General features: G+C 30.9%; 24 protein-coding genes. 15 read left to right on the top strand and 9 right to left on the bottom strand.

Annotated elements, in window-relative coordinates; all coding sequences use genetic code 11:
- Window positions 1-56 precede the first annotated feature (56 nt).
- Entirely contained in the window at window positions 57-1,196 is a 1,140-nt protein-coding gene (locus CW733_RS13460; protein ID WP_100997675.1) for a cystathionine gamma-synthase, read from the bottom strand.
- 100 nt (window positions 1,197-1,296) lie between these two features.
- Here CW733_RS13460 and CW733_RS13455 point away from each other — a divergent pair, with 100 nt between their 5' ends.
- Window positions 1,297-2,040, top strand: a complete 744-nt coding sequence (locus CW733_RS13455) for a PdaC/SigV domain-containing protein (RefSeq protein ID WP_100997674.1) — start codon at window positions 1,297-1,299, stop codon at window positions 2,038-2,040.
- Here CW733_RS13455 and CW733_RS13450 read toward each other — a convergent pair.
- On the bottom strand, window positions 2,029-2,493 hold the full coding sequence (locus CW733_RS13450) for a DinB family protein (protein ID WP_100997673.1): 465 nt from the start codon (window positions 2,491-2,493) through the stop codon (window positions 2,029-2,031). The genes CW733_RS13455 and CW733_RS13450 overlap by 12 nt on opposite strands.
- A gap of 104 nt (window positions 2,494-2,597) precedes the next feature.
- Here CW733_RS13450 and CW733_RS13445 point away from each other — a divergent pair, with 104 nt between their 5' ends.
- Together CW733_RS13445 and CW733_RS13440 are read left to right on the top strand one after the other, a co-directional pair.
- Entirely contained in the window at window positions 2,598-2,957 is a 360-nt protein-coding gene (locus CW733_RS13445; protein ID WP_100997672.1) for an arsenate reductase family protein, read from the top strand.
- The gene (locus tag CW733_RS13440) at window positions 2,947-3,846 is read left to right on the top strand and encodes a DMT family transporter (RefSeq protein WP_100997671.1); all 900 of its coding nucleotides are present in this window, start codon (window positions 2,947-2,949) and stop codon (window positions 3,844-3,846) included. Before CW733_RS13445 ends, CW733_RS13440 begins: the two co-directional genes overlap by 11 nt.
- On the opposite strand, the gene CW733_RS13435 is transcribed toward CW733_RS13440, so the two are convergent.
- Entirely contained in the window at window positions 3,835-4,314 is a 480-nt protein-coding gene (locus CW733_RS13435; protein ID WP_100997670.1) for a thioesterase family protein, read from the bottom strand. The two genes, CW733_RS13440 and CW733_RS13435, sit on opposite strands and share 12 nt — an antisense overlap.
- Window positions 4,315-4,441: 127 nt before the next feature.
- Between CW733_RS13435 and CW733_RS13430 the strand changes: the two genes are divergently transcribed.
- The 4 genes from CW733_RS13430 to CW733_RS13415 all read left to right on the top strand — a co-directional run bounded on the left by CW733_RS13430 (window position 4,442) and on the right by CW733_RS13415 (window position 8,793).
- Window positions 4,442-5,299, top strand: a complete 858-nt coding sequence (locus CW733_RS13430; RefSeq protein WP_100997669.1) for a YicC/YloC family endoribonuclease — start codon at window positions 4,442-4,444, stop codon at window positions 5,297-5,299.
- Window positions 5,300-5,374: 75 nt separating this feature from the next.
- Window positions 5,375-5,974: a guanylate kinase gene (gene gmk / locus CW733_RS13425; protein ID WP_100997668.1), complete on the top strand. Its 600-nt coding sequence runs from the start codon at window positions 5,375-5,377 to the stop codon at window positions 5,972-5,974.
- 12 nt (window positions 5,975-5,986) lie between these two features.
- Complete coding sequence (gene nadD, locus CW733_RS13420) at window positions 5,987-6,565, top strand: nicotinate (nicotinamide) nucleotide adenylyltransferase (protein WP_100997667.1); 579 nt, start codon at window positions 5,987-5,989, stop codon at window positions 6,563-6,565.
- 56 nt (window positions 6,566-6,621) lie between these two features.
- Window positions 6,622-8,793, top strand: a complete 2,172-nt coding sequence (locus tag CW733_RS13415; RefSeq protein WP_157811579.1) for a sulfatase-like hydrolase/transferase — start codon at window positions 6,622-6,624, stop codon at window positions 8,791-8,793.
- A 358-nt stretch (window positions 8,794-9,151) separates the two neighbouring features.
- On the opposite strand, the gene lysM is transcribed toward CW733_RS13415, so the two are convergent.
- Together lysM and CW733_RS13405 are read right to left on the bottom strand one after the other, a co-directional pair.
- The gene (lysM, locus tag CW733_RS13410) at window positions 9,152-9,637 is read right to left on the bottom strand and encodes a peptidoglycan-binding protein LysM (RefSeq protein ID WP_100997665.1); all 486 of its coding nucleotides are present in this window, start codon (window positions 9,635-9,637) and stop codon (window positions 9,152-9,154) included.
- Between the two features lie 152 nt (window positions 9,638-9,789).
- On the bottom strand, window positions 9,790-10,740 hold the full coding sequence (locus CW733_RS13405) for a nicotinic acid mononucleotide adenyltransferase (protein ID WP_100997664.1): 951 nt from the start codon (window positions 10,738-10,740) through the stop codon (window positions 9,790-9,792).
- Window positions 10,741-10,874: 134 nt separating this feature from the next.
- On the opposite strand from CW733_RS13405, the gene CW733_RS13400 reads away from it, so the two are divergent.
- Together CW733_RS13400 and CW733_RS13395 are read left to right on the top strand one after the other, a co-directional pair.
- The gene (locus CW733_RS13400; RefSeq protein ID WP_100997663.1) at window positions 10,875-11,876 is read left to right on the top strand and encodes an NAD(P)H-dependent glycerol-3-phosphate dehydrogenase; all 1,002 of its coding nucleotides are present in this window, start codon (window positions 10,875-10,877) and stop codon (window positions 11,874-11,876) included.
- A 195-nt stretch (window positions 11,877-12,071) separates the two neighbouring features.
- The gene (locus CW733_RS13395; RefSeq protein ID WP_100997662.1) at window positions 12,072-13,541 is read left to right on the top strand and encodes a serine hydrolase domain-containing protein; all 1,470 of its coding nucleotides are present in this window, start codon (window positions 12,072-12,074) and stop codon (window positions 13,539-13,541) included.
- Between the two features lie 5 nt (window positions 13,542-13,546).
- Here CW733_RS13395 and CW733_RS13390 read toward each other — a convergent pair whose 3' ends face one another.
- From CW733_RS13390 to CW733_RS13380, 3 genes are all read right to left on the bottom strand, one after another.
- On the bottom strand, window positions 13,547-13,942 hold the full coding sequence (locus tag CW733_RS13390) for a hypothetical protein (protein WP_100997661.1): 396 nt from the start codon (window positions 13,940-13,942) through the stop codon (window positions 13,547-13,549).
- A 169-nt stretch (window positions 13,943-14,111) separates the two neighbouring features.
- Window positions 14,112-15,131 carry a phenylalanine--tRNA ligase subunit alpha gene (pheS, locus tag CW733_RS13385; protein WP_100997660.1) on the bottom strand — a complete coding sequence of 340 codons (1,020 nt, stop codon included), beginning with the start codon at window positions 15,129-15,131 and terminating at the stop codon, window positions 14,112-14,114.
- 225 nt (window positions 15,132-15,356) lie between these two features.
- On the bottom strand, window positions 15,357-15,713 hold the full coding sequence (locus CW733_RS13380) for a hypothetical protein (protein ID WP_100997659.1): 357 nt from the start codon (window positions 15,711-15,713) through the stop codon (window positions 15,357-15,359).
- 170 nt (window positions 15,714-15,883) lie between these two features.
- Between CW733_RS13380 and CW733_RS13375 the strand changes: the two genes are divergently transcribed.
- Window positions 15,884-16,405 carry a CvpA family protein gene (locus CW733_RS13375; protein WP_100997658.1) on the top strand — a complete coding sequence of 174 codons (522 nt, stop codon included), beginning with the start codon at window positions 15,884-15,886 and terminating at the stop codon, window positions 16,403-16,405.
- 87 nt (window positions 16,406-16,492) lie between these two features.
- Here CW733_RS13375 and CW733_RS13370 read toward each other — a convergent pair whose 3' ends face one another.
- On the bottom strand, window positions 16,493-17,101 hold the full coding sequence (locus CW733_RS13370) for a superoxide dismutase (protein WP_100997657.1): 609 nt from the start codon (window positions 17,099-17,101) through the stop codon (window positions 16,493-16,495).
- 203 nt (window positions 17,102-17,304) lie between these two features.
- Between CW733_RS13370 and CW733_RS13365 the strand changes: the two genes are divergently transcribed.
- The 5 genes from CW733_RS13365 (at window position 17,305) to CW733_RS13345 (ending at window position 26,946) form a co-directional block, all read left to right on the top strand.
- Window positions 17,305-20,463, top strand: coding sequence for a UvrD-helicase domain-containing protein (locus CW733_RS13365; protein ID WP_100997656.1), 3,159 nt, complete (start codon window positions 17,305-17,307; stop codon window positions 20,461-20,463).
- A 45-nt stretch (window positions 20,464-20,508) separates the two neighbouring features.
- Window positions 20,509-21,705 (top strand): glycine C-acetyltransferase, encoded by a 1,197-nt coding sequence (gene kbl / locus CW733_RS13360; protein WP_100997655.1) that lies wholly within the window; start codon window positions 20,509-20,511, stop codon window positions 21,703-21,705.
- Between the two features lie 120 nt (window positions 21,706-21,825).
- Window positions 21,826-23,283, top strand: coding sequence for an OmpA family protein (locus tag CW733_RS13355; RefSeq protein WP_100997654.1), 1,458 nt, complete (start codon window positions 21,826-21,828; stop codon window positions 23,281-23,283).
- A 70-nt stretch (window positions 23,284-23,353) separates the two neighbouring features.
- A complete protein-coding gene (locus tag CW733_RS13350) occupies window positions 23,354-26,107 on the top strand; it encodes a PD-(D/E)XK nuclease family protein (protein ID WP_100997653.1) in 2,754 nt (917 codons plus the stop codon).
- Window positions 26,107-26,946, top strand: a complete 840-nt coding sequence (locus CW733_RS13345; protein ID WP_100997652.1) for a S9 family peptidase — start codon at window positions 26,107-26,109, stop codon at window positions 26,944-26,946. The genes CW733_RS13350 and CW733_RS13345 overlap by 1 nt, the downstream gene beginning before the upstream one ends.
- Window positions 26,947-26,960: the final 14 nt, after the last annotated feature.

Below are 26,960 nucleotides of genomic sequence, written 5' to 3'. Positions count from 1 at the left end.
TCATAAAAAAAAGCTCAAGTTTAAACTTGAGCTTTTTTTACGCGTTAAAACAAGTGCTATCCTAAAGCTTGTTTTAAATCGTTTATTAAGTCTTCTTCATCCTCAATACCAACACTTAATCTAATTAAGGAATCTACAACACCTATTTTTTCGCGTTCTTTTTTTGGTATGCTGGCATGCGTCATACTTGCTGGATGTCCAGCTAAAGACTCTACTCCTCCAAGAGATTCGGCTAATGTGAATATTTTTAAATTCTCAACTACTTTTATGGCTTCTTCATAATTATTTCCTTTTGTATTAAAAGAAAGCATGCCTCCAAAATCTTTCATTTGAGCTTTTGCAATATTATGGTTAGGATGATTTTTAAAACCTGGCCAATACACACTTTCAACTTTTGGATGCGATGCTAAATATTCTGCTACAGCTTTTCCATTTTCACAATGTCGTTGCATTCTAACATGCAGTGTTTTTATTCCGCGTAGCGCTAAAAAGGCATCTTGCGGTCCACAAATGGCACCACTTGCATTTTGTATAAAATATAATTTATTGGCTAAATCTTTATCCTTTACAATTAAAGCTCCCATTACCAAATCGCTATGTCCACCAATATATTTTGTTGCAGAATGCATAACGATATCTGCACCCAAATCTAATGGCTGTTGTAAATAAGGCGTTGCAAAAGTATTATCGACAGCTAATAAGACACCATGCTTTTTTGCAATTAAAGCAGCCGCTTTAATATCAATAATATTTAACATTGGGTTTGTAGGTGTTTCTACCCAAATTAGTTTTGTTTTATCGTTTATATAGTTTTCAATGTTTGCAGCATTATCCATACCTACAAAATGAAATTTAATACCAAATCCTTCAAAGATTGAAGTAAATAAACGGTACGTTCCTCCATAAAGATCGTTAGTAGAAATCACCTCATCGCCAGGTTTTAAGAGTTTCAAAACGGCATCAATAGCTGCTAAACCAGAGCCAAAAGCTAAACCAAATTCGCCATTTTCTATACTTGCAAAAGCGTTTTCTAATGCGTGACGTGTAGGATTGTGAGATCTTGAATATGCAAAACCTTTATGTCCTCCAGGCGTTGTCTGTGCATAAGTAGAGGTTTGGTATATTGGCGGCATGACTGCTCCATAAGCTTTGTCTGGATACTGTTTACCGTGTATGGTTTTTGTGTTAAATTTCATATGTTTATATTTCAATTAAAAAATAACTTTCAGTTTTTTTGATTACAACAAAAATAACCTTTAATTCGTTGTATATAAATTGCATTAAAACCTTTAGTCAATGTTTAATAGTTCATCTTTCAGATTAATAAAAATTTTTAGTTTCATATTTTTAACAAGTGTTTTTTTTTCTTGTAAAGATGAAGTTACCCTTAATTTTATAGAAACGTCTATTATAGATGAAGGAGAGACTACTATAGAAATAAATATTCCAAAAGCCGAAGGCAAAACAGAAGCCGCAAAACAAATTAACTCAACACTTGCTTATTTTGTAAACACAGCACTAAACATTGAAGCCGTTTCAGCAACCAAAACAAGTACAGAAGAAAGTATTGAAGATTTTAAAAAAGCTTATACAAACTTTAAAACACAAATAGGAAAAACACTGTACACAATTTTACCTCCTTGGGAAGTTTTAATCGATGGAGAAATAATTTACGAAAGCGAAACCTTAGTATCTATAGCCATGAACTCTAGTATAAATACTGGTGGAGCACATAGCAATTTAGTATTTAGATTCTATAATTTTGACGTTAAAACAGGTCAAGAATTAAAAACTAAAGACTTATTAAATGATATTCTTGCTTTTACAACATTAGCAAAAAAATACTACGATAAAGAACTCCTTTCTGCAAACAACGATAGAATAGAAGCTTTTGAAGCCGATACTTTTACACTACCAGAAAACCTAGGTTTTAGCGAAAACGGTGTGATTGTTTTCTACGACACCTTTAACTCTTCATCTAATAATGTAATAGAATTTACAATTCCTTATACTGTTGCAAATAACTATTTAAACTTTTAGAGCACGCAACATCGCTAAAATATATCCTGCATGCATCCCTTCGTGAATAAGTGCAAATTGTATAGCTTGATTTACGTTTGTTAATGTATTTCCTGTAGTAGATAAAGTATATTCATTAAAAGTGCTAAAAACTTTAGAGCCAAAATCTGCTTTTGTATGTTCTATTGTAGAATAAGCTAAAGCTTTTAACTCATCGACTTCTTCTTGTGTTGCTTCGCCATCTGGCTTTGTTCCTTTTTTATATTTCTCGATAAGCGCTTCACTTACATTAGGTTTTAGTCCAGAAAGTTTATAAACCAAAATTTGCTCTGTTACGATACTGTGTCCAATATTCCAGACGATATTATTATTAAATCCGTTTGGTATAGCATTAAGCTGTGCTAATGACAATTCGTCTAAATACGCTTTAAAAAAGCCTCTTGTTTTGGCAAAGACATCGAAAGTAAAATCCATAGTTCAAATTTTTTATAAATATAGTAGAATCTGTTTTAAATCAATTTAATTTGCAGTGTAAAAACTAGATTTCCGTTTTCACGGAAACGAATTCAGATAATTCGATGACTAATAAAGTATATTATTTAAAATCTTGTAGCACTTGTATTCGTATTTTAAAAGAGCTTGATCTACCAGAAAACGTAGTACTTCAAAATATAAAAACTGAAGCTATTACAGAAGCTCAAATTGAAGAAATGAAAAACCTAGCAGGAAGCTACGAAGCCTTTTTTAGTAAAAGAGCAACACTTTATAAGCAACGCGATTTAAAAACCCAGAATTTAACTGAAACAGATTACAAGAATCTAATTTTAGAACATTATACTTTTTTAAGCCGACCAGTTTTTATTTTAAATAATAAAATCTACATAGGAAACTCTAAACAAAATGTTGAAGCTGTAAAAAATGCTTTAGATGAAAACTAGATATTGGGCATTAATTGCTGCATTTACTGTTCAGCTACTTTACGGCTTAACTTTTACTTTTGCTAAAGATGTTATTTCTGGTGGTTATATAAAACCTTTTGGTTTTATATTAATACGCGTTGCAGGAGCAACCGCTTTGTTTTGGTTATTTAGTTTTTTAGGGCCTAGAGAAAAAATTGATCGAAAAGATTATTTAACCTTCTTCTATGCAGCTATATTTGGCGTTGCACTAAATATGCTTTGTTTTTTTAAAGGCCTAGAGTTTACAACACCCATCCATGCTTCGGTTATTATGATAACTGTACCAATTATTGTATTGGTTTTATCATCATTTTACTTAAAAGAAAGCATTACAACATTAAAGATTTTTGGCGTTATTTTAGGTTTCTCCGGTGCTTTCGTACTAAGCATCTATGGGAAATCTAACTTAGAAGGTGACAATATTTTATTGGGTAATTTGTTAGTTTTCATAAACGCTATATCCTATAGTATTTATATTATTATTATTAAAAAACTAACCAATAAATACCATCCATTTACATTTATACGCTGGTTATTTTTATTTGGATTAATTATGGTAATCCCTTTTGGGTATAATGATTTAGTTACTGCTCAATTTTCAACTTTTACACCATATATTTTATTTTCAGTGCTTTTTGTAGTTGTTGGTGCAACATTTGGAACGTACCTACTAAACCCTTTAGCGCTTAAACATTTAAAAGCCTCTACTGTAACCACATTTATTTACATACAGCCAGTAATTGCTGGTATTTTTGCCATTATTATGGGAAGTGACACTGTAACACCAGTAAAAATAATAGCCTCTACACTAATATTTGCAGGAGTATATTTGGTAACAAAAAAGCCTAAAGTAGAACTAGAGCGTTAAATTTTTTGGAGTTCTACCATGTGCTCGTGTATCTTCTTTAGTTAGAATTTTATAGTCTTCAGATTTTGGAAACTTATCTGCTAAGTCTGCAAGTACTTTTGGTAGACTCGTCATCTTTCTAGCCTTTAAATCTATCCAAGCACCAAACATTTCGCAAAACGCTATGTTTTCTCCTTTATAGTTATAAAAATTATGATCGAATTTAAAAAATGTACCATCCTCACTCAATCCAGAAACTTCTAGAGATACAGTAAGAGGTTGTCCCATAAAAGCTTCTTTAAAATAATGCATGTGCTCATAAAAAACTACTGGTCCAATATTATGGATTGCTAATTCTTTCATGGTAAAACCGTGTTCTACTAAAAAAGCCATTCTAGTATGGCTCATAAAATTAGTATAAGCTGAATTTGCTAAATGCCTATTAGCATCAATATCACTCCAGCGTATTTCGAACTCTTTTTTATACATTTTTTTAAATTTTGAAATACAAAGCTATATTATTTTTACTTAATAGTTACCGCATTAAGTAAAAACAATATGGAGTTTTCTAAGGATTCTGTTTTACTTATCTTTGTGCAACTTTTATAAAAAGCATATGATACATTCAATGACAGGTTATGGTAAATCTGTTTTACAATTACCAACAAAAAAAATTACAATTGAGCTAAAATCACTTAATAGCAAAAATCTAGATTTGAATGCTAGAATGCCTTCTATTTACAGAGAAAAGGAACTTTACTTACGTAAATTAATGGCTAAAGAGTTAGATCGTGGAAAAATAGATTTTTCTATTTATGTTGAAGCTACTGCTGAAGACACCTCGACTAAAATTAACACACCTGTTGTAAAGCAATACATACAACAACTTAAAAATGTGGTTGATGGTAGTGAGATCGAACTCCTAAAAATGGCTGTTCGTTTTCCAGACGCTTTAAATACAGAGCGCGAAGAAATAGACAATACCGAATGGGCAAAAATTGAAGCTGAAATTAAAGTAGCAATACTTGCTATTAATGATTATCGTTTAAATGAAGGTAAAGTTCTTGAAGCCGATTTTAAAAACCGCGTTGCAACTATAGAAGACTTATTAGAACAAGTACTTACTATGGATCCAGAACGTGTTGAAGGTGTTCGCGAACGCTTAAAAAAAGGCGTTGAAGACCTTAGAGAAAAGTACGACGAGAACCGTTTTGAACAAGAATTGGTTTACTACATAGAAAAATTTGATATTACGGAAGAAAAAGTGCGTTTAAAAAACCATTTAGAGTATTTTGTTGCAACACTAAACTCAAAAGATTCTAACGGAAAAAAACTAGCTTTTATTGGTCAAGAAATGGGAAGAGAAATTAACACCATTGGTTCTAAAAGTAATTATGCTCCAATGCAACAATTAGTTGTACAAATGAAGGATGAGTTAGAAAAAATTAAGGAACAATTATTAAACGTTTTATAGTCAATATATTGACATTTAATTATACCGTTTGGTCAAGCTTAGTCAAGACCTTTTTAATATATTAAGAATACCGAAGTGAATAAAGACAAACCTAAACAAGGCAAACTAATTGTGTTTTCTGCTCCTTCTGGCTCTGGAAAAACAACCATAGTTAGGCACTTACTAAAACAAGAAGCATTAAACCTAGCATTTTCTATCTCTGCTACTTCTCGCGAAAAACGAGGCACAGAAGTGCATGCAGAAGATTACTACTTCTTATCTGCGAACGACTTTAAACAACATATTAAAGACGACGATTTCCTTGAATGGGAAGAAGTTTATAGAGATAATTTCTATGGTACTTTAAAAACAGAAGTCGAAAGACTTTGGGCTTTAGGCAAAAACGTTATTTTCGATATTGATGTTTCTGGCGGTTTACGTATAAAACGAAAATTCCCAGAGCAAACCCTATCTGTTTTTGTAAAACCACCAAGTATAGATGAGTTAAAAATTAGGCTTAAAAAAAGAAAAACAGAAAGCGACGATAAAATTAACATGCGTGTAGCAAAAGCTAGTGCAGAGTTAGCTACAGCTCCTCTTTTTGATGTAATTATTGAAAACGACAATTTAGAAAAAGCCTTACAAGAAGCCGAAAACCTTGTAGGACATTTTTTAATAACCGATACTGAAAAATAACACCAAACGAAGATGAATATAGGTCTCTATTTCGGTTCTTTTAACCCAATCCATATTGGGCACTTAATTATCGCCAATCAATTAGTAGAGAATAGCGATTTAGACCAAGTTTGGTTTGTAGTTACACCACACAATCCTTTTAAAAAGAAAAACACTTTATTAGATAATTTTCAACGTTTGGAAATGGTGCACCTTGCTACTAAAGATTATAACAAATTAAAAGAGAGTAATATTGAATTTAATTTACCGCAACCTAACTACACTATAAATACACTTACCTATTTACAAGAAAAACATCCAGACTATCAATTTTCTTTAATTATGGGAGAAGATAATTTAAAGAACTTCCATAAATGGAAAAACTACGAGATTATCTTAGAGAATCATAACATTTATGTGTATCCAAGAATTTCTGAAGGCACAATGGAGACTCAATTTAGTGGACATAAAAAAATACACAAGGTAGATGCACCAATCATGGAAATCTCTTCAACCATGATTAGAAAAGCAATAAAAGAAGGCAAAAACATTAAACCTCTATTGCCAAAAAATGTTTGGGAGTATATAGACGAGATGAATTTTTATAAATAATGATTCTTCATTTACTTAAAATAAGCTTGTACGAAAAAGTGTTTCTCCTTGGAAATATGGCACTGCTTATTATTATTTGTTTTATTTTCTGTTCATTTTTAAAAAATAAGGCTTTACGTTTTGTCACTTCTGTTATATTAAGTGCTTTTAGTGTTTTACAATTAACATCGCTTTTTATTGTAAGAACATATATAGGTTATAGTTTTATCATTCATTTTAACAAAAGAGATATTGATGGAATGATGGATTTATTTACATTTCAAATCTTTTTAATTGTTTTTTTAATTACTGTATTAACATACGTTTTCTACAAATCTCGCATGCTTCTTGCTGCATTTAATTCTAAAATAAAAAAACCAAAACTCTTAAGAGCAGCAACTAGTTTAATAATAATTTTAGCGCTCTTTACAATGAGTTTACCAAAAGGAGTGATTAACTCCAGCTATACTCTTATTAAATCTTTACAAGTAGACAATAAAGGTTTTACTAAAAATTTAGAAGCACTCAACATGAGTGATTATGTAAAACCTGAAAATTTAAAAGTTTCAAGTAGTAAAAAAAACATAATTATTATTGCATTAGAATCTTTCGAAAAAGGATATTTAAGCGATAAGTTTGAAGACCTGACTCCGTTTCTTAGAAGTTTGAAAACTAATCAAGATTGGACCTATTTAGACTTAAATCAAAATGAAGGGAGTAAGTGGACAAGTGGTTCTCTTTACACATCAATTACTGGTTTTCCTGCATATTTTGGAACGTATCATAATAAAATTTTTCAAAATAGCTACCATTCTAATATTACTGGAATTACACATATTTTAGATAAAGAAAATTATTCTAAAACCTACCTAAGTGCCAATGCTAAGGTTTCTGGAACAAACGACATGCTGTACGCTCTTAAGATTGACCAAATTATTGATAAGACAGAATTAAAAGAAAAAATTCAAGACAAAGATTTATTTGATAAAGCAAAAGACATTGTAGATAAAAACACAAGTAACAATAAAGCTTTTGCTTTATTTATTGCAACATTAAGCACGCATTTTCCAAATGGTATTTACGACAATCGCTTTGAAGATATAATAGCTCCTCAAAATTCTAATCTTGAATACATGGTTGCTGCAACAGATAATATGCTTAAAAGCTTTCTAACTCATTTACAAACTACAGGAGCGTTAGAGAATACCACTGTATATATATTTCCAGATCACTTAAAAATGGGAAGCGATACTATTTTTGATGACACTGGTGAAAGAGGTTTATTTATTTTTACAAATGCTCCAAAGAACAATATTGAAACTTATAAAACTCAGGTACTTTACCAAATAGATTTACCAAAAATTATTATGGATGGTGCACAAATTAAACATAATGCAACTTTTTTAACCGACTATGTTACTGGAAATAAAAATGAGTTTATTAAAGACAATATAACCGCACTCACAGCCTTAAATATTTCTGGGTTTTCTAGAGCTATAGTTCAGCCATTTTTAATCCCGAAGAAATCAGAGAAATTTTCTTCTTACAAAAAAGACACTTTGCGTTTTATAGCTCATGCAGGAGGAATAATAGACAAACACACATACACAAACTCTTTAGAGGCTTTAAATTCTAGCTACAATAAAGGGTTTAGGTTGTTTGAGCTTGATATTATAAAAACTAGTGACGGTAAATATGTAGCTGCACACTATTGGGACGAATGGAAAGAAAAAACTAAATACAAAGGAGATGTTCCTACTACAAAAGATGAATTTTTAAAATATAAAATTCATGAAAAATATACTCCATTAGATATGGACGCTATTAATAAGTGGTTTACAAAACATAAGGATGCAATATTAATTACCGATAAAGTAAATGAACCAAACGCCTTTTCTGAACTATTTATCGATAAAAACAGGTTAATGATGGAGCTATTTACTTTGGAAGCTGTAAAAGAAGGTATTGCTGCCAATATTAAATCTGCCATGCCTTCACAACGTGTGATTTTTAATCTAAAGGGAAATAAAATAAAAAAACTAAAAGCGCTAAACATTACAGATATTGCTATGTCACGCTTAAAGCTTGCTGAAAACTTAGAACTCTTTAAAGCTCTAAAAGAAAACAACATTAAAGTATTTGCATACAATATTAATGAAATGATTGATAGGGATGAAAACTATGTTGTTAAATATGAAATGGATTATTTCTACGGAATTTATGCAGACCATTGGGAATTTAAAGATTAAAAACTTTTAAATTTTGTAGCAAATTCTTACAATCAAAAAAATTACGGCTTTTACCGTAACGTAAAATAAAAAAAAAGGCACTTTTTCGATGAAATACACAAAATTATGAAAAATAATTTTGTGAGCAGTCTTTCTTTATTCTACTTTTGAAGTAGAATTAGACACTACATCTACTATTTATCCCTTTTTTAGATGTTTAATTAAAAATAAAACATACACTTTAATAGTTAGTTTTTTTCTAATCTATTTAAAGTTTTCCCATAACAAATAATTTTTAGGTATTATTTGTTATTTTGATTAATAGCGAAAAAAGCCATCTCTCTCGAGTTGGCTTTTTTATTTAATGCATTGTGTTTTTCTAGTCTAAAGCAGGAATACGCAATACTTGTCCTGGATAAATTTTATCTGGATGCTCTAACATTGGCTTGTTAGCTTCAAAAATCACAGGATACTTCATAGCATTACCATAAAATTTCTTTGCAATTTTCCCTAAAGTATCTCCACTTATAACAGTATGAAACTGTGCTTCTGGCTCTACGTGTTCAACTGTCATTCTATCGTCTACAGTAGCTATACCTTTACTGTTTCCTACTACTAATATCGCTTTTTCGCGAGTAGCTTGATCGTAAGCTAATCCAGATATAGTTGCAGCATCGTCATCGATATTCACACTAAGTCCTTCAACTTTAAGCTCTAAATCATTAATTGTTTGTTCTAACTTTCTTGCAGCAGCTTCTTCTAATTTTAATTCTGCAGCAGCAGCTTCAGCAGCTTCTTCTGCATCTGTTTTTCCTATGCCAAAAACTTTAGCGCCTGCATTTTTAATAAATGAAAATAATCCCATAATTTGTTGTTTGTTTTTAATAGTTAATTATATGTGTTGTAAAATTGAAGAAAATCTTCCTCAATTCCAATTATTTATTACAATTTATGTGCCAAAAAACAAAGCCATCTAAGAACTTTTTTATAAACGGCTTATTAAACGTAGTCTTTTATCTATTTACGAGTGTTTTCACGCATATTATCTTTTTTAGCAGAACGTTGCTTACGCTTCTTTAAATCAGACGTTTTAGACCTATCTATCGTTGTTCCTTCTTTTAAATATTGAATATAACCTCTTCCTGTAAATTCGTAAACAGTTCCAGAACCTGTGTGAAACAATTCTATTCTTTGATCGTTAATAACACTCAACTCAAAAAACTCATTATCAAAATAGTCATAATCTAGCGTTAATGTTTTTAAGTACATATTCCCACTAACACTTCCTACTCCATAATCTCCTGTGTAATCCCAATATAAATTATTAGGGTTTGCACCACTTTGGTCTTGAGAACTTCTAAACGTACTATCGTTACCTCCAGATAAAAACTGTAAGAAGTTTTCGTTATCAAATTCGTTTAATGCACCATAATCGCTTGTATATGTTTTTTCCCAAGCTTCGTATTCTTGCATGAAATAATGAATGTTATCGTAAAAAACATAATCGTAATCAAAATTAGAACGTTGGTATCCATTTAAAAAATAAGAGGTGTCATTAAAAGGGTTATATAATTCTATTGTATTATTATCTACTTGGTAAACATCAAAACTATCATAACCATCTATATCATGATCGATATCTAAAATCATGTCATAAGCATTATAAGCGCCTATTGGGATTCCAAATCCATTACCCTGATTACCAATACCAACTAAATTATTGTTTGCATATAGCGTTCCGTTTCTAAAAGAAACAGTAAATGCTATTTGTAAAAATGGTGATTCTCCATAACCTACTGTTTTATTAATATCCACATACCATAACTCGTAAGTATTAAATAATTGATCTATTGATATTGCTGGTGCTGTATTATTTACGTAGTCGTCTTCTACAAGAACTTCTGTGTAGCAAGAGGTTAATAAAGTTGCTATTAGGGCAAATACCGAAAGTAGTTTTAATGTCTTCATAATCGTTTCGTTTTAAAGGATTGATACTAGACTAATTTCAAAAGCTGTGCCAAAATATTTATTTCTATAGTTCTCAGTGCTTTACTAACAACTTATAATTGCTTAATTTTGTTTAATAACTGTACTGTTTATTTATGAGTCAACAATTAAAATACGCTGTTTTTGGATCTGGAAGTTGGGCAACTGCAATTGTAAAAATGCTTTGCGAAAATTTAGACGAAGTAGGTTGGTATATGCGTAGCGTTTATACTAAAGAACACTTACTAAAAGAACAACACAATCCTGCATATTTAAGTTCTGTAGAGTTTCACTTAGAACAACTAAAGTTAAGCAACGATATTAACGAAATGGCTAACTACGCCGATGTACTTATTTTTGTAGTACCATCTGCCTTTATCCATTCAGAATTACAAAAACTTACTGTAGATATTACCAACAAAACAGTTGTCTCTGCTGTAAAAGGTATTCTTCCCGAAACAGGAAAACTATTAGGTGAACATTTTCATGATAGTTACAAGATTCCATTTGATAACATAGCTGTAATTGCTGGACCTTGTCATGCAGAAGAGGTTGCTTTAGAACGTTTATCTTACCTAACTATTTCTTGTGTAGACCAGAAAAAAGCACAAGGAATCGCAGATGCTTTATCAAGCGATTATATAAAAACAACAACTAGCGACGACGTAATTGGTACAGAATACGCAGTTATGCTTAAAAACATTTATGCTATTGCTGCTGGTATTGCACACGGTTTGGGATATGGAGACAATTTCCAAAGTGTTTTAATGAGTAATGCCATACGCGAAATGAAGCGTTTTATAAAGAAAATGCACAAAATGAAACGTAACATAAATAATTCGGCTTATTTAGGCGATTTACTAGTTACAGGCTACTCTACATTTTCTAGAAACCGCATGTTTGGAAACATGATTGGCAAAGGTTATACCGTAAAATCTGCACAAATGGAAATGAGCATGGTAGCTGAAGGTTATTACGCTACAAAAAGCGCACATTTACTTAACAAGAAAAACGTAAAAAAAACACGTTTACCAATAATTGAAGCCGTTTACGATGTGCTATACGAAGGCAAGGATGCTAAAAAAGTATTTAAAAAACTAACCGATAAATTAGATTAATTCCCTTAAAAAAAGGAATCTATTTTATTTTTGGCGTTACCTAAAGGTCGGGCTTTACACTATATCTTTTTTATCGTACCTCAAAAAAAGGATGCCGTTTCAATCCCTAACGCGAGCGAAACTGGAACAAACATGTTATATTGTTATCCTTCTTAAAAGCCATTACTTAACGCTTATATAAGAAACATAATCATAATGAAATTTAAAGCAATCCTATTATTCTTTATTGTAACCACTTTTAGTTGTAAACCTAATAAAGAAGAACAAATAGACACATTTAAAGAAATTACTAAGCTTGTCGATATTTATGCCAACCAAACTTTAGAAAAAAACAATATTAACTCCTTGGCGTTTGCAATTTATAAAGATGAAGAAATCTATAAAAATTATTATGGTGAAATCGATAAAGGAGCCAACAACACTCCAGACGATAATACCTTATACGAAATAGCATCCATAACCAAAGTATTTGCAGGATCCTTAGCTGCTAAAGCTGTTTTAGAGAATAAGATTACTCTTAATGATGATATTAGAAAATACTTAATAGGAGACTACACTAATTTAGAATTTGAAGGCACACCAATAACCATTAAAAATCTACTTACACACACTATTGGTTTAAAAAACAAAACACCAAAAAGACTTAAAGAAGTAACAGATAGTGTAAACAAAGGTTATTTTGAAAACAAGCCATTCACCTACACCATTAACCACTTACTAGAAGAACTTAAAACTGTAACAGTAAATAAAAAACCAGGAACTGTTTATGCATACAACTCTGTTGGACCGGAACTAGTTGCTTATATTTTAGAACAAGTTTACCAAAAACCTTACTCTATTTTATTACAAGCTTTTCTAGACGAATTAAACATGAAAAACACCTATTTATTAGATTCTAATTTTGATGATAACCGAGTAGTAAATAGCTATAATAATGGCAAATTAGCTCCATTAAATAAAAACCCATTACTAGGTGCAACAGCTGGATTAGTTACTACACTTCCAGATTTAATTACGTTTATGAAATTTCAATTAGAAAGCGATAATCCTATAGTAAAAGAATCTGTTAAACAGCTTTTTGAAGACGATGACGATAATCTTGTTGCTTACCTATGGGAAGGTTTAGGTGTTGGTGAAGAAGAAGGTTTCTACTACTCTAAAACAGGAACATCAAGTGGTGTACAAAGTGGACTTTTATTATGTCCTGATAGTGATTACGGATTAATATTAATTATGAATAGCAATTCTGATGCAGCCTTAAATAATTGGGAAAATTTATTTTACGGCATAGAAAACGAACTGATTAAATATCCTAAATTAAACAGTGTTGCCTTTTTAGAAAACACATTATTGCATGATACCGATAATGGCATTAAAAAATTAAAACAACAACTTAAAGACACTACTAATTATTATACAAATAATGATAATTTAAATGCCATAGCATACCAACTTCTTAATAATAAAAAGACCGAAGACGCTCTAAAAATATTCAATCTACAATTAGAGTTGTTTCCAAATCATTTTAACTCTTATGATAGTTTAGGCGAATTCTATTTTACAACTAAAGCTTTATTTAATTATAAAAAATCTTTAGAATTTAATCCGGAAAATGAAAACGCAAAAATATTTATTCAAAAAATAGAAGAAATTACCGCTAAATAAATAATCTACTTTACCAAAACACCACGTGCTTCCATTAAAGGAAGTTCTTGTAAATCTTGAAGATTAACAGTGTTTTTTCTGAAGGTATATGTTCTGTCGAACATCTTATTATCCTGAAAGAAAGTGACCTTAAATTGATTGTTAAGTGTAAATAAATCTTCTTGCATCAATTCTATTTTAGCGTAACTTTTTTTAGGAAGCAAATCTACTTTCTTTCTAAAAATAGAAGTCATTTTCTTTTCTGAATAACCGCTAGTTACTATTAACACCATTTCTAAATCAACATCTTTATCGTTAATTATATAAGCGTTCCAATCTTGAGTTTTATAAATGTCGTTGTACTCGTTTACAATTGCAACGTAAACGTCTTCAACTTTTGGAATGTCAATGTCTTTTTTCATATTTATTTCCCACGAAAGTGGGAATCTTATTAATGGAAAAAATAGATTTTTTATGTCTATTTTGCTAGAATAAAGAGGAGTTAAAAAAAATTAAAACGAGTTTCTTTTAATCTAATATTTTACATAAAGGTTGTTTTCTTTTTATATAGAAATTCCTGTCTTGCAGGAATTAAAGAGCACTCTTAAACTGCTCTAAAAACCTAACATCGTTTTCACTTAAAAGTCTAATATCACCTATTTGGTGCAATAACATTGCTATTCTATCTATACCAACTCCAAAGGCAAAACCTGAGTATTCGTTAGCATCAATCCCACAATTTGTTAATACGTTTGGATCTACCATACCACAACCTCCAATTTCTAACCAACCTGTTCCTTTGGTGATTTTATGATCGGTTTCTGTTTCAAGTCCCCAATACACATCTATTTCTGCACTTGGCTCTGTAAATGGAAAGTAAGATGGTCTTAATCTTATTTTAGATTTTCCAAAAAGTTCTGTTGTAAAGTATTGTAATGTTTGCTTTAAATCTGCAAAACTTACATCTTTATCTATATATAACCCTTCTAGTTGGTGGAAAAAACAATGTGATCTTGCCGAAATAGCTTCGTTTCTATACACACGACCTGGCGAGATAGTACGAATTGGTGGTTGATTGTTTTCCATATAACGTACTTGTACAGAACTTGTATGTGTACGTAATAAAATATCTGGATCTGTTTGAATAAAAAACGTATCCTGCATGTCTCTTGCTGGATGATATTCTGGCAAGTTTAATGCTGTAAAATTATGCCAATCGTCTTCTATTTCTGGACCCTCACTTACGTTAAACCCTATACGAGAAAAAATGTCTATAATATCGTTTTTTACAATAGATATAGGATGTCTTGCTCCTATTGAAACAGGTTCTCCTGGACGTGATAAATCTAGATTTCCAGAATTATCATCTGTTGAATTATCCAACTCTTCTTTTAAAGCATTCACTTTATCTTGAGCTGTATTTTTTAACTGATTTATTACTTGGCCAAACTCTTTTTTATGCTCGTTTGCTACATTTTTAAACTCGGCAAAATAATCGTTAAGTAAACCTTTTTTACCTAAATATTTAATTCTAAAAGCTTCAACCTCTTCTTTCGATTGGGCTTTAAAGCTTTCTGCTTCTGCAATGAGTTCTTTTATCTTATCTATCATGACCTCTATAAATGATTGGCAAATTTAATTAAAAATATCGTGATTTCGAGAAGGAAATAACGAAGTAATCTTTAAAAGAGAAAGAGATTGCTATAACAAATAGAAAAGGTTTGTTTTACAATGACTTAATCTAGTTATAGTTTGCGTTAAGGATTGAACGGTTTGTTTGAGCTCCTCGCAGAGAGCGAGTAGTGAAAGCCTGACCCTTGTGGTAACGCCCAAATGCTAGTCTATATACTGGGTTTCTATAAAGTAGTTTACAATGGCTTCCTTCATTAAAACGCTTTGTTCACCTGCTTTTAAGGTTGGTAATTCTTCTTTTATGTGGTAGTGTGGCCAACCGTCTTCGTCTACGAAATCTAACTCGTAATAGCCATAAGGCACCAATAATTTACATATAGCTATATGCATTAAATCGAGTTTTTGGTCTTTTTTAAACTTACGTTCTAACTGCCCTAATTCTTGAATACCAATTAGGTAAATTATGGCGTCTAAATCGAGTTTTTCTCCATCTGCAAATTGAGTGGATAGTTTACTGACTACCAATTCCCAACGTTCTTTTAATTCTATATCTCTAGACATGTTATGTGTTCAAATTTTAAAGTTCAAAGTTACTAAACCTCTTTATGACTTTGATATATTTAAATCATTGATTTAATATTTGATAAATAGACTTGATGTAATCATCGTTTTCTGCTTAAAAAAGATGGGGAATTTTGATATTTACTATATTTGACAAAATTCTACATTTTATGGCTGTTATTGATATTGTTTTAGGTGCTTTACTTCTTTTTGGGCTTGTTCGCGGTTTTATGAAAGGTCTTTTTGTTGAAGTTGCTTCATTAGTTGCATTAATTGCTGGAGTTTATGGCGCTATTCATTTTAGTTACTTTGTTGCAGATTTTCTACAAAGTAGAACAGAATGGGCAGAAAAAACTATTAATGTAACTGCATTCGCAATCACGTTTGTAATTATTATTCTTATTATTTCTTTAGCAGGAAAAGCATTTACTAAACTAGCAGATTTTGCTTCTCTTGGTATTTTAAATAAATTACTTGGTGGTGTTTTTGGTGCTCTTAAAATAGGTTTAATTTTAAGTGTATTATTAATTGTTTTTAATAAAATGAATAATACGATAACCTTTGTAGACGAAGAGCATATTAAAGACTCTGTACTTTATAAGCCTGTAAAATCTATTGCTCCTATAATATTTCCTAATATTATTAAAGCTGATGGTGAAGAGGAAGAAATTAATGCTAATGAAGAATCTTAAAAGCCATTAACGTGTTTTTTATTCTCAATAAAAAAAGAGCTAGTAAAATTTACTAGCTCTTTTAAATATATTAATAATGAGTTGTTATTATTTTGCTAAAGCATAACGTCTCTCTACTTCGTTCCAGTTAATAACATTAAAAAATGCATTAATATAATCTGGTCTTCTGTTTTGGTAGTTTAAATAGTAAGCATGTTCCCATACATCTAATCCTAATATTGGTGTTCCTCCACAAGTTACTCCTGGCATTAATGGATTATCTTGGTTTGGTGTAGAACAAACTTCCACCTTTCCACCTTCATGGACACATAACCAAGCCCAACCTGAACCAAATTGTGTCGCAGCTGCACTACTAAAAGCATCTTTAAAAGCATCTACAGACCCATAAGCTATCTCAATTGCTTCTTTTAAATCTCCAGATAAACGTCCTTTTCCTTCTGGATTCATTACATCCCAAAATAATGAGTGATTGTAAAAACCTCCACCATTATTTCTAACACCTGCATTATTCATATCAAGATTAGTTAATATGTTTTCTATAGATTTACCTTCTAAATCTGTGCCTTCAATAGCAGCATTTAATTTAGATGTATATCCATTGTGGTGTTTAGTGTGATGTATTTCCATTGTACGAGCGTCGATATTTGGTTCTAAAGCGTCGTAAGCGTATTTTAATTTCGGTAATTCGAAAGCCATAATTTTATATGTTTATGTTAATAATTCTTTGAGTGTAAATTTAACACTTTAACAAATCAATTAAAAATTAAACCCATATTATGTCTTTTGTTTTAATAATACTTTAACAACGTGATTTTTAAACTGTTCTGTTTTCTTCTGAAAAAAATGAAATTTCAGCAATCTTCAAACGAATTGTTTTTATCTTGTACTAAAAATATTAAATGGCGTCAAACTCTTCATTTCAAGTCTATAATGCATCTGCTGGAAGCGGTAAAACGTTCACTTTAGTTAAAGAATATCTTAAAATTCTATTTTCTGCTTCAGGAAATTATCAATTTAGAAATATTCTTGCCATTACTTTTACCAATAAAGCAGTTGGGGAAATGAAAGCACGTATTTTAGAAATGCTAAAAACCTTTTCTCAAGAGGATGCTTTAACAAATTCGCATCCAATGTTTGCAAATATTGTTGAAGATTTAAAAATGAAACCTGAGGTGCTTCAAAAAAAGTCTAAAGACATTTTAAATACCATCATGCATAATTATGCAGCGTTCGACATTTCTACTATTGATGGTTTTAACCACAGACTAATTAGAACCTTTGCTCACGATTTAAATTTACCTCTAAATTTTGAAGTAGAATTAGATACAGAGTCTTTATTAAATGAAGCTGTCGATCGTTTAATAGCTAAAGCAGGAACCAATAAAGAGCTAACAAAAGTATTAGTAGATTTTGCTATTGAGAAAGCAGACGACGATAAAAGTTGGGACGTTGCAAGAGATTTTAATAATATCGCAAAACTACTAACTAAAGAAAGTGATTTAGAATTTGTAAAAACACTGAATAGCAAGTCTTTAAATGATTTTGATAAATTAAAACAAAATTTAATATCTGAAATTAATTTAACCGAAAAAGACATAATTAATTCAGCTAATTCTATTCTTGATCTTATTAAAGAAAAAGGTTTAGAGTATTCTGATTTTACAAGAAGAACTTTACCTAATCATTTCGAAAGAGCAAGTAATCTAGAATTTGTTAGGCTATATGAAAATAAACTAGAAAGTAACCTTTCAGAAAATAAAAGCATTTATAATAAAACTTTAGACAGTGGCAAAGCTAGTACGATTGATTCTATCCTACCTGAAATTGAAAAAGGATTTCACAGCACTAAACAAAATGTTTTTCATCTTAAATTTTTAAAATTATTTTACAAAAACTTAACACCTTTATCTGTCTTAACTGTTATCAACAAAGAATTAATTGACATTAAAACCGAGGAAAACAAAATGCTAATTAGCGAGTTTAACGCCATTATTAGTAACGAAATAAAAGACCAACCCACTCCTTTTATATACGAACGAATGGGTGAAAAGTTTAAACATTATTTTATAGATGAGTTTCAAGACACATCGCAAATGCAATGGGAAAATTTAACACCATTAGTAGATAGTACTCTATCTGGAGAAAATAGTAAAGCAGAAAAAGGCACTGCCATGATTGTTGGTGATGCAAAACAAGCCATCTACAGATGGAGAGGTGGAAAAGCAGAACAGTTTATGGAACTGTTTAATAAAACTTCGAAACCATTTTATATAGAACAAGATGTTAAAAACTTGGGTTCAAATTTTAGAAGTTTCGAAACGATCGTTAATTTTAACAACGCTTTATTTAAACACATTTCTACACATGCACTTTCTAAAGAAGATTATGCAAACCTCTATGAGCAATCTCATCAAGAGCCATCTAAAGACACAAAAGGTTATGTAAACCTTAATTTTATTGATTTTGAAGATGAAGATAGTGATAAGGATGAAGTTTACACGCAACATGTTTACGATACAATTAAATCTTGTCAAGAAAATGGTTATGCTCTAAAAGACATTTGTATTCTTGTTAGAAAGAAAAAACACGGTATTGCTATTGCAGAATTTTTAAGCAGTCAAAATCTAAAGATCACATCTAGCGAAACAATGCTTATTAATAATGCGCCAGAGGTACAACTAATAAATAATGTGCTTACTGTGTTAGTAAACCCAAACGATACAGAGTGCAAGGTTAATATTTTAAGTTTTTTAGCTGATAAGTATGACGTTAAAGACAAGCATGCCTTTTTTAAAAATCATTTATTTTTAGATTTAGAATACTTCTTTAAAAGCTTTGAAGCCTTTGGAATTAACATTAACCCAAATCTATTAGTACAACAAGGTTTGTTCGATTTAGCCGAAACCGTTGTAAGAAGCTTTAAATTAGTAGCAACATCAAACGCATATGTTCAGTTTTATTTAGATACGGTTTTAGAATATTCTCAAAAAAACATTTCAGATTTATCTTCCTTTCTGGAATATTTCGAATCTAAAAAAGACAAACTAAGTATTGTTTCACCCGAAGAACAAGATGCAATACAGATAATGACTATCCATAAATCTAAAGGATTGGAATTTCCGGTTGTTATTTTTCCTTATGCTGATATTAAAATATATGAAGACATTGAACCTAAAGAATGGTTTCCTTTAAATCCAGAAAACTATAATGGTTTTAAATACGCATTATTAAACTATAATAAAGCTTTCGAAGATTTTGGAGAAGAAGGCAAAGCTATTTATGCAAGACATCAAGCAGAATTAGAACTAGACAGTCTAAACTTATTATATGTAGCATTAACTAGGCCTGTAGAACAACTATATATTATAGGAAAAAAAGACATTAGTAAAAAAGGAGAGTTAAACTTAAAATCTTACTCTGGGTTATTAATAGATTATTTAATGAATACTGGAGATTGGAATGATACCGAAACAATTTATAGTTTTGGCTCACCAGAAAAACCAGAATCTAAAAAAGAAGAACAAAGTATAAACACAATAGAACAACAAGAGTTTATATCTACAGCAAAAGAAGATCATAATATTAAGGTAATAGCAAACTCAGGATATCTTTGGGACACTAAACAAGAAGATGCTATAGAAAAAGGAAACTTGGTCCATGATATTATGGAACATATAAAAACAGAAAGCGACGTCGACTTAGCAATCAACAATTTTGAAAGCGATGGAATACTAAACAAAACTCAAGCAAAAGCTTTAAGAATCTCGATACTTGAAATTATAAATCATCCAGATTTAAAGCCATATTTCTCTGAAGGCAATACTATTTATAACGAACGTGATATCATTTCTAAAACAGGAAAACTATACAGACCAGATCGATTAGTAATAAATAGTAAAAACGAAGTGGTAATAATAGATTACAAAACAGGGCTACACAACCCTAAATACCAACACCAATTACAAGATTACCAAGATGTTTTAGAGGAAATGGATTTTAAAGTAACTCAAAAACTCCTCCTATATATTAATAAGACTATAACAATTAAAAGGTATTAGATAATAGTTTAATAGATTTGTATAATCAACTAACAACAAATAAACATGTACGGTAAAATACAACAACACTTACAACAAGAGATAAAAGACATTAAAGACAACGGACTTTATAAAGAAGAACGTATAATCACATCACCACAAGGTGCAGAGATTACTTTAAATACTGGTGAAACAGTTTTAAATTTTTGTGCAAATAACTATTTAGGCCTATCGTCTCACCCAGATGTAATCCAAGCAGCTAAAGATGCTATGGACACTCATGGTTTTGGAATGAGTTCTGTTCGTTTTATCTGTGGAACCCAAGACATTCACAAAGAACTAGAACAAAAGATTGCAGATTTTTATGGTACAGAAGACACCATATTATATGCAGCAGCTTTCGATGCCAATGGTGGTGTTTTTGAACCTTTATTAGGAAAAGAAGATGCAATAATCTCAGATTCATTAAATCATGCGTCTATTATAGATGGTGTTCGTTTATGTAAAGCTGCACGTTATCGTTACCAAAATAGCGACATGTCAGATTTAGAACAACAACTTATTGAGGCTAATAAAAATGGTGCAAGACATAAAATAATAGTTACAGATGGTGTGTTTTCTATGGATGGATTAGTAGCTCCATTAGATAAAATCTGTGATTTAGCCGATAAATATGATGCATTAGTAATGATTGACGAATGTCATGCCACAGGATTTATTGGAAAAACAGGAATTGGTACTCTTGAAGACAAGGGTGTATTAGGACGAATAGATATAATTACTGGAACCCTAGGAAAAGCTTTAGGTGGAGCAATGGGTGGCTACACTACTGCTAAAAAAGAAGTGATTGATCTTTTACGTCAACGTTCTAGACCATATTTGTTTTCTAATTCTTTAGCTCCTGCAATTGTTGGGGCTTCGATTAAAGTCTTCGATATGCTTAAAAATGATACATCATTAAGAGACAAGCTTGAGGATAATACAAATTACTTTAAAAGAGGAATGAAATCGGCTGGTTTTGATATTATTGATGGAGACTCTGCTATCGTTCCTGTAATGCTTTATGACGCTAAATTATCTCAAACGATGGCGAATATGCTATTAAAAGAAGGTATTTATGTTATTGGCTTCTTTTTTCCGGTTGTACCAAAAGACAAAGCACGTATTAGAGTTCAGCTATCTGCTGCCCATGAACAAAGTCACTTAGACAAGGCTATTGAAGCCTTTATTAAGGTTGGAAAAACACTTGAAATTATTAAATAATTAATATTAATTTTGACATTTTAGTACAATAATCAATATTTTTATATATTTGTCTTTGTTAATACTATTTAACAACTTATTTTTGCTTCTTAATTAACACTTAAAATTAAATTTTTGAATATGAAAAATCTTAGCAGATTATTATTCACTCTAGTACTTGTAGTAAGTTTTAGTAATGTGAATGCACAAGACCAAGACAATCCTTGGGCTATTAATTTTGGAATTAACGCAATCGATGTTTATCCTGTAGGAGGCGACCTTAATGATAATGACCCTCAAGGCCCTTACTTTGATGAATTCGTTAACGTAGAAGATCACTGGAGTATTTTACCTTCACTTTCTACAATTTCTCTTTCTAAATATGTAGGAAATAATTTCTCTATACAAGCAGGTGGATCTATTAACAAAATAACTAAATGGGGACAAATTGAAGATCCTGTTGCAGAAGATAACAACATTAGCGTAGCTGGTTTAAATTATTACGCAGTTGATGGTAATGTAAGATACCACTTAGCTGACTTAATTAAGTCAAAAAAATTAGATCCAACAATTGGTATTGGTGGTGGTTACACTTGGATAGAAGAAGGTCCATATAACACTAATACTGTTTCTGGAAACAATAATGTTGGAGCTGGAACTTTAAACGGTTCTTTAGGTTTAACTTATTGGGTATCTGATAATATTGGATTATTTATTGAGTCTAAATACAAGCATTCTTTTCAAGATTATTTAACAAAACACTTCCAACATTCTGCTGGAATATCTGTGAAATTTGGAGGAACTGATACTGATGGTGATGGTATATTCGATAAGAATGATGCTTGTCCTGAAGTTGCTGGTTTAGAAGCTTTCAACGGTTGTCCTGATACGGATGGTGATGGAATCGAAGATTCTAAAGATTCTTGTCCTAACGAAGCTGGTTTAGCTGAGTTCAACGGTTGTCCTGATACTGATGGTGATGGTGTTGTAGATGGTAGCGACGATTGTCCTACTGTTAAAGGTCTTAAATCTTTAAACGGTTGTCCTGATGCTGATGGTGATGGAGTAACTGATGCTAAAGACAAATGTCCTAAAGAAGCTGGTCCAGCTGCTAACAATGGATGTCCTTGGGCTGATACTGATGGTGATGGTGTAACTGATAATGTTGACAAATGTCCTAAAGTAGTAGGTACAGTTGCAAACAATGGTTGTCCTGAAGTTGTTGCTGTTGTGCAACCAACTCAAGAAGTTATTAATAAATTAAATGCTTACGCTAGAACAATCTTATTTGATTCTGGAAAATCATCTTTCAAAAGCCAAACTGTTGAAGTTTTACGCAACATTACAGCAATATTAAAAGAATATCCTGCTTCAAACTTTTCTATTGAAGGTCATACTGATAGTGTAGGTGCTAAATCTTCTAACCAGTTATTATCTGAAAGAAGAGCTAACGCAGTAAGAGATTACTTAGTTGCTAACGGAATTGAAAAAGCAAGATTAACATCTTACGGTTTTGGTGAAGATTACCCAGTAGATTCTAACGCTACAAGAAATGGTAGAAAAAACAACAGACGTACTGAGATTAAACTTAAAAAATAAGTTTCTCAATACTTTTAAATAAGTTTTTAAAAACGCTTCGGTTTACCGAAGCGTTTTTTATTTTTATACAATGAAATCATTTATTTTCGATGTATTAAAAAAACTTAAAGATAAAGGCGAAGACTTATCGAGCCTTACCTTTATATTACCCAGTAAACGTGCTGGTGTCTTTCTAAGACAAGAACTATCTGTAGTAGTAAATAAAACTATATTCTCTCCTAATATTATTAGTATTGAAGAGTTTGTTGAAGAACTAGCTCAGTTAAAATCTACTACCAATACAGAACTATTGTTCGAGTTCTACAACTCTTACTTAGCCTTAACTCCAAAAAAGGAACAAGAACCATTTGAAAGCTTCTCTAAATGGGCACAAATACTGCTTCAAGATTTTAACGAGATAGATCGTTATCTCATTCCACAAAATAAAATTTTCGATTATTTAGGAGCTATAAAAGAGCTGGATCATTGGTCGTTAGAAGACAATAAAACAGACGTTGTAAAAAACTATCTTAAATTCTGGGAAAAACTAAAACTCTACTATAAACATTACACTGAAGCCTTAATAGATAAAAAACTAGGCTATCAAGGCTTAATCTATAGGCAAGCCGTAGAGAATATTCATAGCTATTCTTCAAAGAATATGCAGAAACACATTTTCTTAGGCTTTAATGCTTTAAACACTGCTGAAGAAACCATAATCCAACAATTACTAAAAAGCAACTTAGCTGAAGTATTTTGGGATATAGACGAAGTCTTTATAGAAAACCCTATTCATGATGCTGGTTTATTTACAAGAGCTCACAAAAGAAATTGGAAACATTTTGAAAAAAACAGCTTTAACTGGATAACTAAACATTATTCCGAACCTAAAAAAATTGAAATATTAGGTGTTCCAAAAAATATTGGGCAAGCAAAAACCATTGGGTCAATTTTAAAAATAATAGAAACTAAAAACCCAAACCTAAAGAGCACTGCTGTTGTTCTTGGAGATGAAAACCTTTTAATTCCTGTTTTAAACTCTATTCCATCAACAATAGATAAGCTTAATATTACAATGGGCTTTCCACTAAATTCTATACCTCTATCATCACTTTTTGAACAGTTATTTGCAATACATAAAAAAGGATCTGAAAAATATTACTATAAAGACATTATTGGCCTACTTTCACATCAATTTATAAGACCTCTATTTTTCAGTGAAGATAAAAATAATGCTTCACTATTAATTGAGATCATTAAAAAGAATAATTTAGTTTATTTATCACTTGTAGATTTAATATCTTACAGTAAGAGTAATTCAGATATATTACAACTACTTTTTAAAAATTGGCAAAACAGTGCAAATAATGCTATTCAGAGTTGTTTCGAAATAATAAATAAAATAAAAGAATATCTAGATATAAAAAAAGAGGATAACCTAATATCTCTTGAGTACTTATATCGCTTTAACAAGCTCTTTAATGAGCTTTTTAGACTAAATGAAAGCTATAAGCACATAAATGACATTTCAGCCCTTTTTAGCATCTATAAGGAACTACTAACTAGTGAGACTTTAGATTTTCAGGGAGAACCTTTAGAAGGTCTTCAAGTTATGGGAATGTTAGAATCTCGTGTACTAGATTTTGAAACCGTAATTATTTCTAGCGTAAATGAAGGCGTTTTACCATCCGGAAAATCAAATAATTCTTTTATACCGTTTGATGTTAAAGTAGAAAACGAATTACCCACTTATAAAGAAAAAGATGCTGTTTACACCTATCATTTTTACAGATTACTACAACGTGCTAAAAACGTTTATATTCTCTATAACACTGAAGCTGATGTGTTAACTGGAGGCGAAAAAAGTCGTTTTATTAATCAACTAGAGTTAGAAGCTATTCATACTATTAATCATAAAATCATGACTCCTCAAGTCCAAGGTTTTAATATTGAATTAAAAGAAATCGTTAAAACCGAAGCAGTAGTAAATCAATTAAAAAAAATAGCCAAACAAGGCTTCTCTCCTTCTTCTTTAACAAATTACATAAGAAATCCTTTAGATTTCTATTACCAAAAATTATTAGGTATAAAAGATCTTGAAGATGTTGAAGAAACTGTTGCTGCAAATACAATGGGAACAGTTGTTCATGATACTTTAGAAGCGCTATACATACCATTTATTGGTGCGTATCTAAAAGTAGAAGACATTCAAAATATGAAGCCTCAAATAGATACTAATATTTCGAAGTTTTTTCAAAAAGCTTATGCAGATGGAGACATGACTAAAGGCAAGAACCTAATTGTATTTGAAATTGCAAAACGTTACGTACAAAATTTTTTAAATCTTGAAATCGAAGATTTAAAAGCAGGTAATACTATTAAAATAGTAGCACTAGAAGAACGTACAGAAATACCATTAAACATCCCAGAATTAGACTTTGAAGTAAAATTAAAAGGAACTGTAGATAGAGTAGACCTCTACAATGGTGTAACAAGAATTATAGATTATAAGACAGGAAAGGTTGATAGTACACAAGTTTCAATAATAGATTGGAAAGAGATAACCTCTGATTATAAAAAATATAGTAAAAGCTTTCAGATTCTAGCTTATGCTTACATGATGCATACTGTTAAGCCTCTAGATTTTCCAATCGAAGCTGGTATCATTTCATTTAAAAATCTTAGCGCAGGTTTTTTAAAATTCACAAAAAAAGAACAACAAAGAGGTGGCAACAAAGAAACACTTATCATCCAAGAAACTTTAGATAATTACTTTGAAGAACTAAAAAAACTAATCATTGAAATTTGTAATTCTGAAGTTAATTTTATTGAAAAAGAAGTGTAATGATTAAAAAAGACCAAATACTGTATAGAAAAGAGCAAAAGCCAATTGTTTTTGATACCTTTTTCAATAAAACTAAAAAACAAAAACCACTCGTTATATTTTGTCATGGCTATAAAGGTTTTAAAGATTGGGGAAGCTGGGATTTAATGGCCGAAGTTTTTAGAAAAGCAGAAACGTTCTTTGTTAAATTCAATTTTTCGCACAATGGAGGAACTACAGAAAACCCAATAGATTTCCCAGATTTAGACGCCTTCGCTGAAAACAATTACATTAAAGAATTGGACGATTTAGACGCTGTATTAAATTATTTTCTATCAGAAGATAGCGAATATAAAAATGAGATAGACACAAACAACGTTACTGTTATTGGTCATTCTCGAGGTGGTGGAATTTCTATAATTAAAGCAGCCGAAGATTCAAGAATTACAACCCTTATAACATTAGCTAGTATTTGCGATTTCGGAAAACGAACAGCCACAATTGGCGATTTAAAACAATGGCAAAAAGAAGGTGTTAAATATGTTTTAAACGGAAGAACGAAACAGCAAATGCCTCACAACTATCAGTTTTACGAAAATTTCAAAACTAATGAAACACGGTTAAACATAGAAAAAGCAGAGAAATCGTTAAAAATTCCACATCTTATTATTCATGCAAAAGATGATCCATCAGTAAAGTTCAATGAAGCAGAATATCTTCATTTTTGGAATCCAAAAAGCATATTACTTCCTATAGAAAATAGCGACCATGTTTTTGGTGCTAAACATCCTTGGGAAGAAAAATCACCTCCAAAAACATTAATACAGGTTATAGAATATTGTATTGGGCAGATTTGTTAGAGAAAACTAAAAAA

This window comes from Lacinutrix sp. Bg11-31 (assembly GCF_002831665.1).
Classification (GTDB): domain Bacteria; phylum Bacteroidota; class Bacteroidia; order Flavobacteriales; family Flavobacteriaceae; genus Lacinutrix.
Note: the sequence above shows the minus strand (reverse complement) of the source record. Positions and strands in the feature narration are given on the sequence as shown.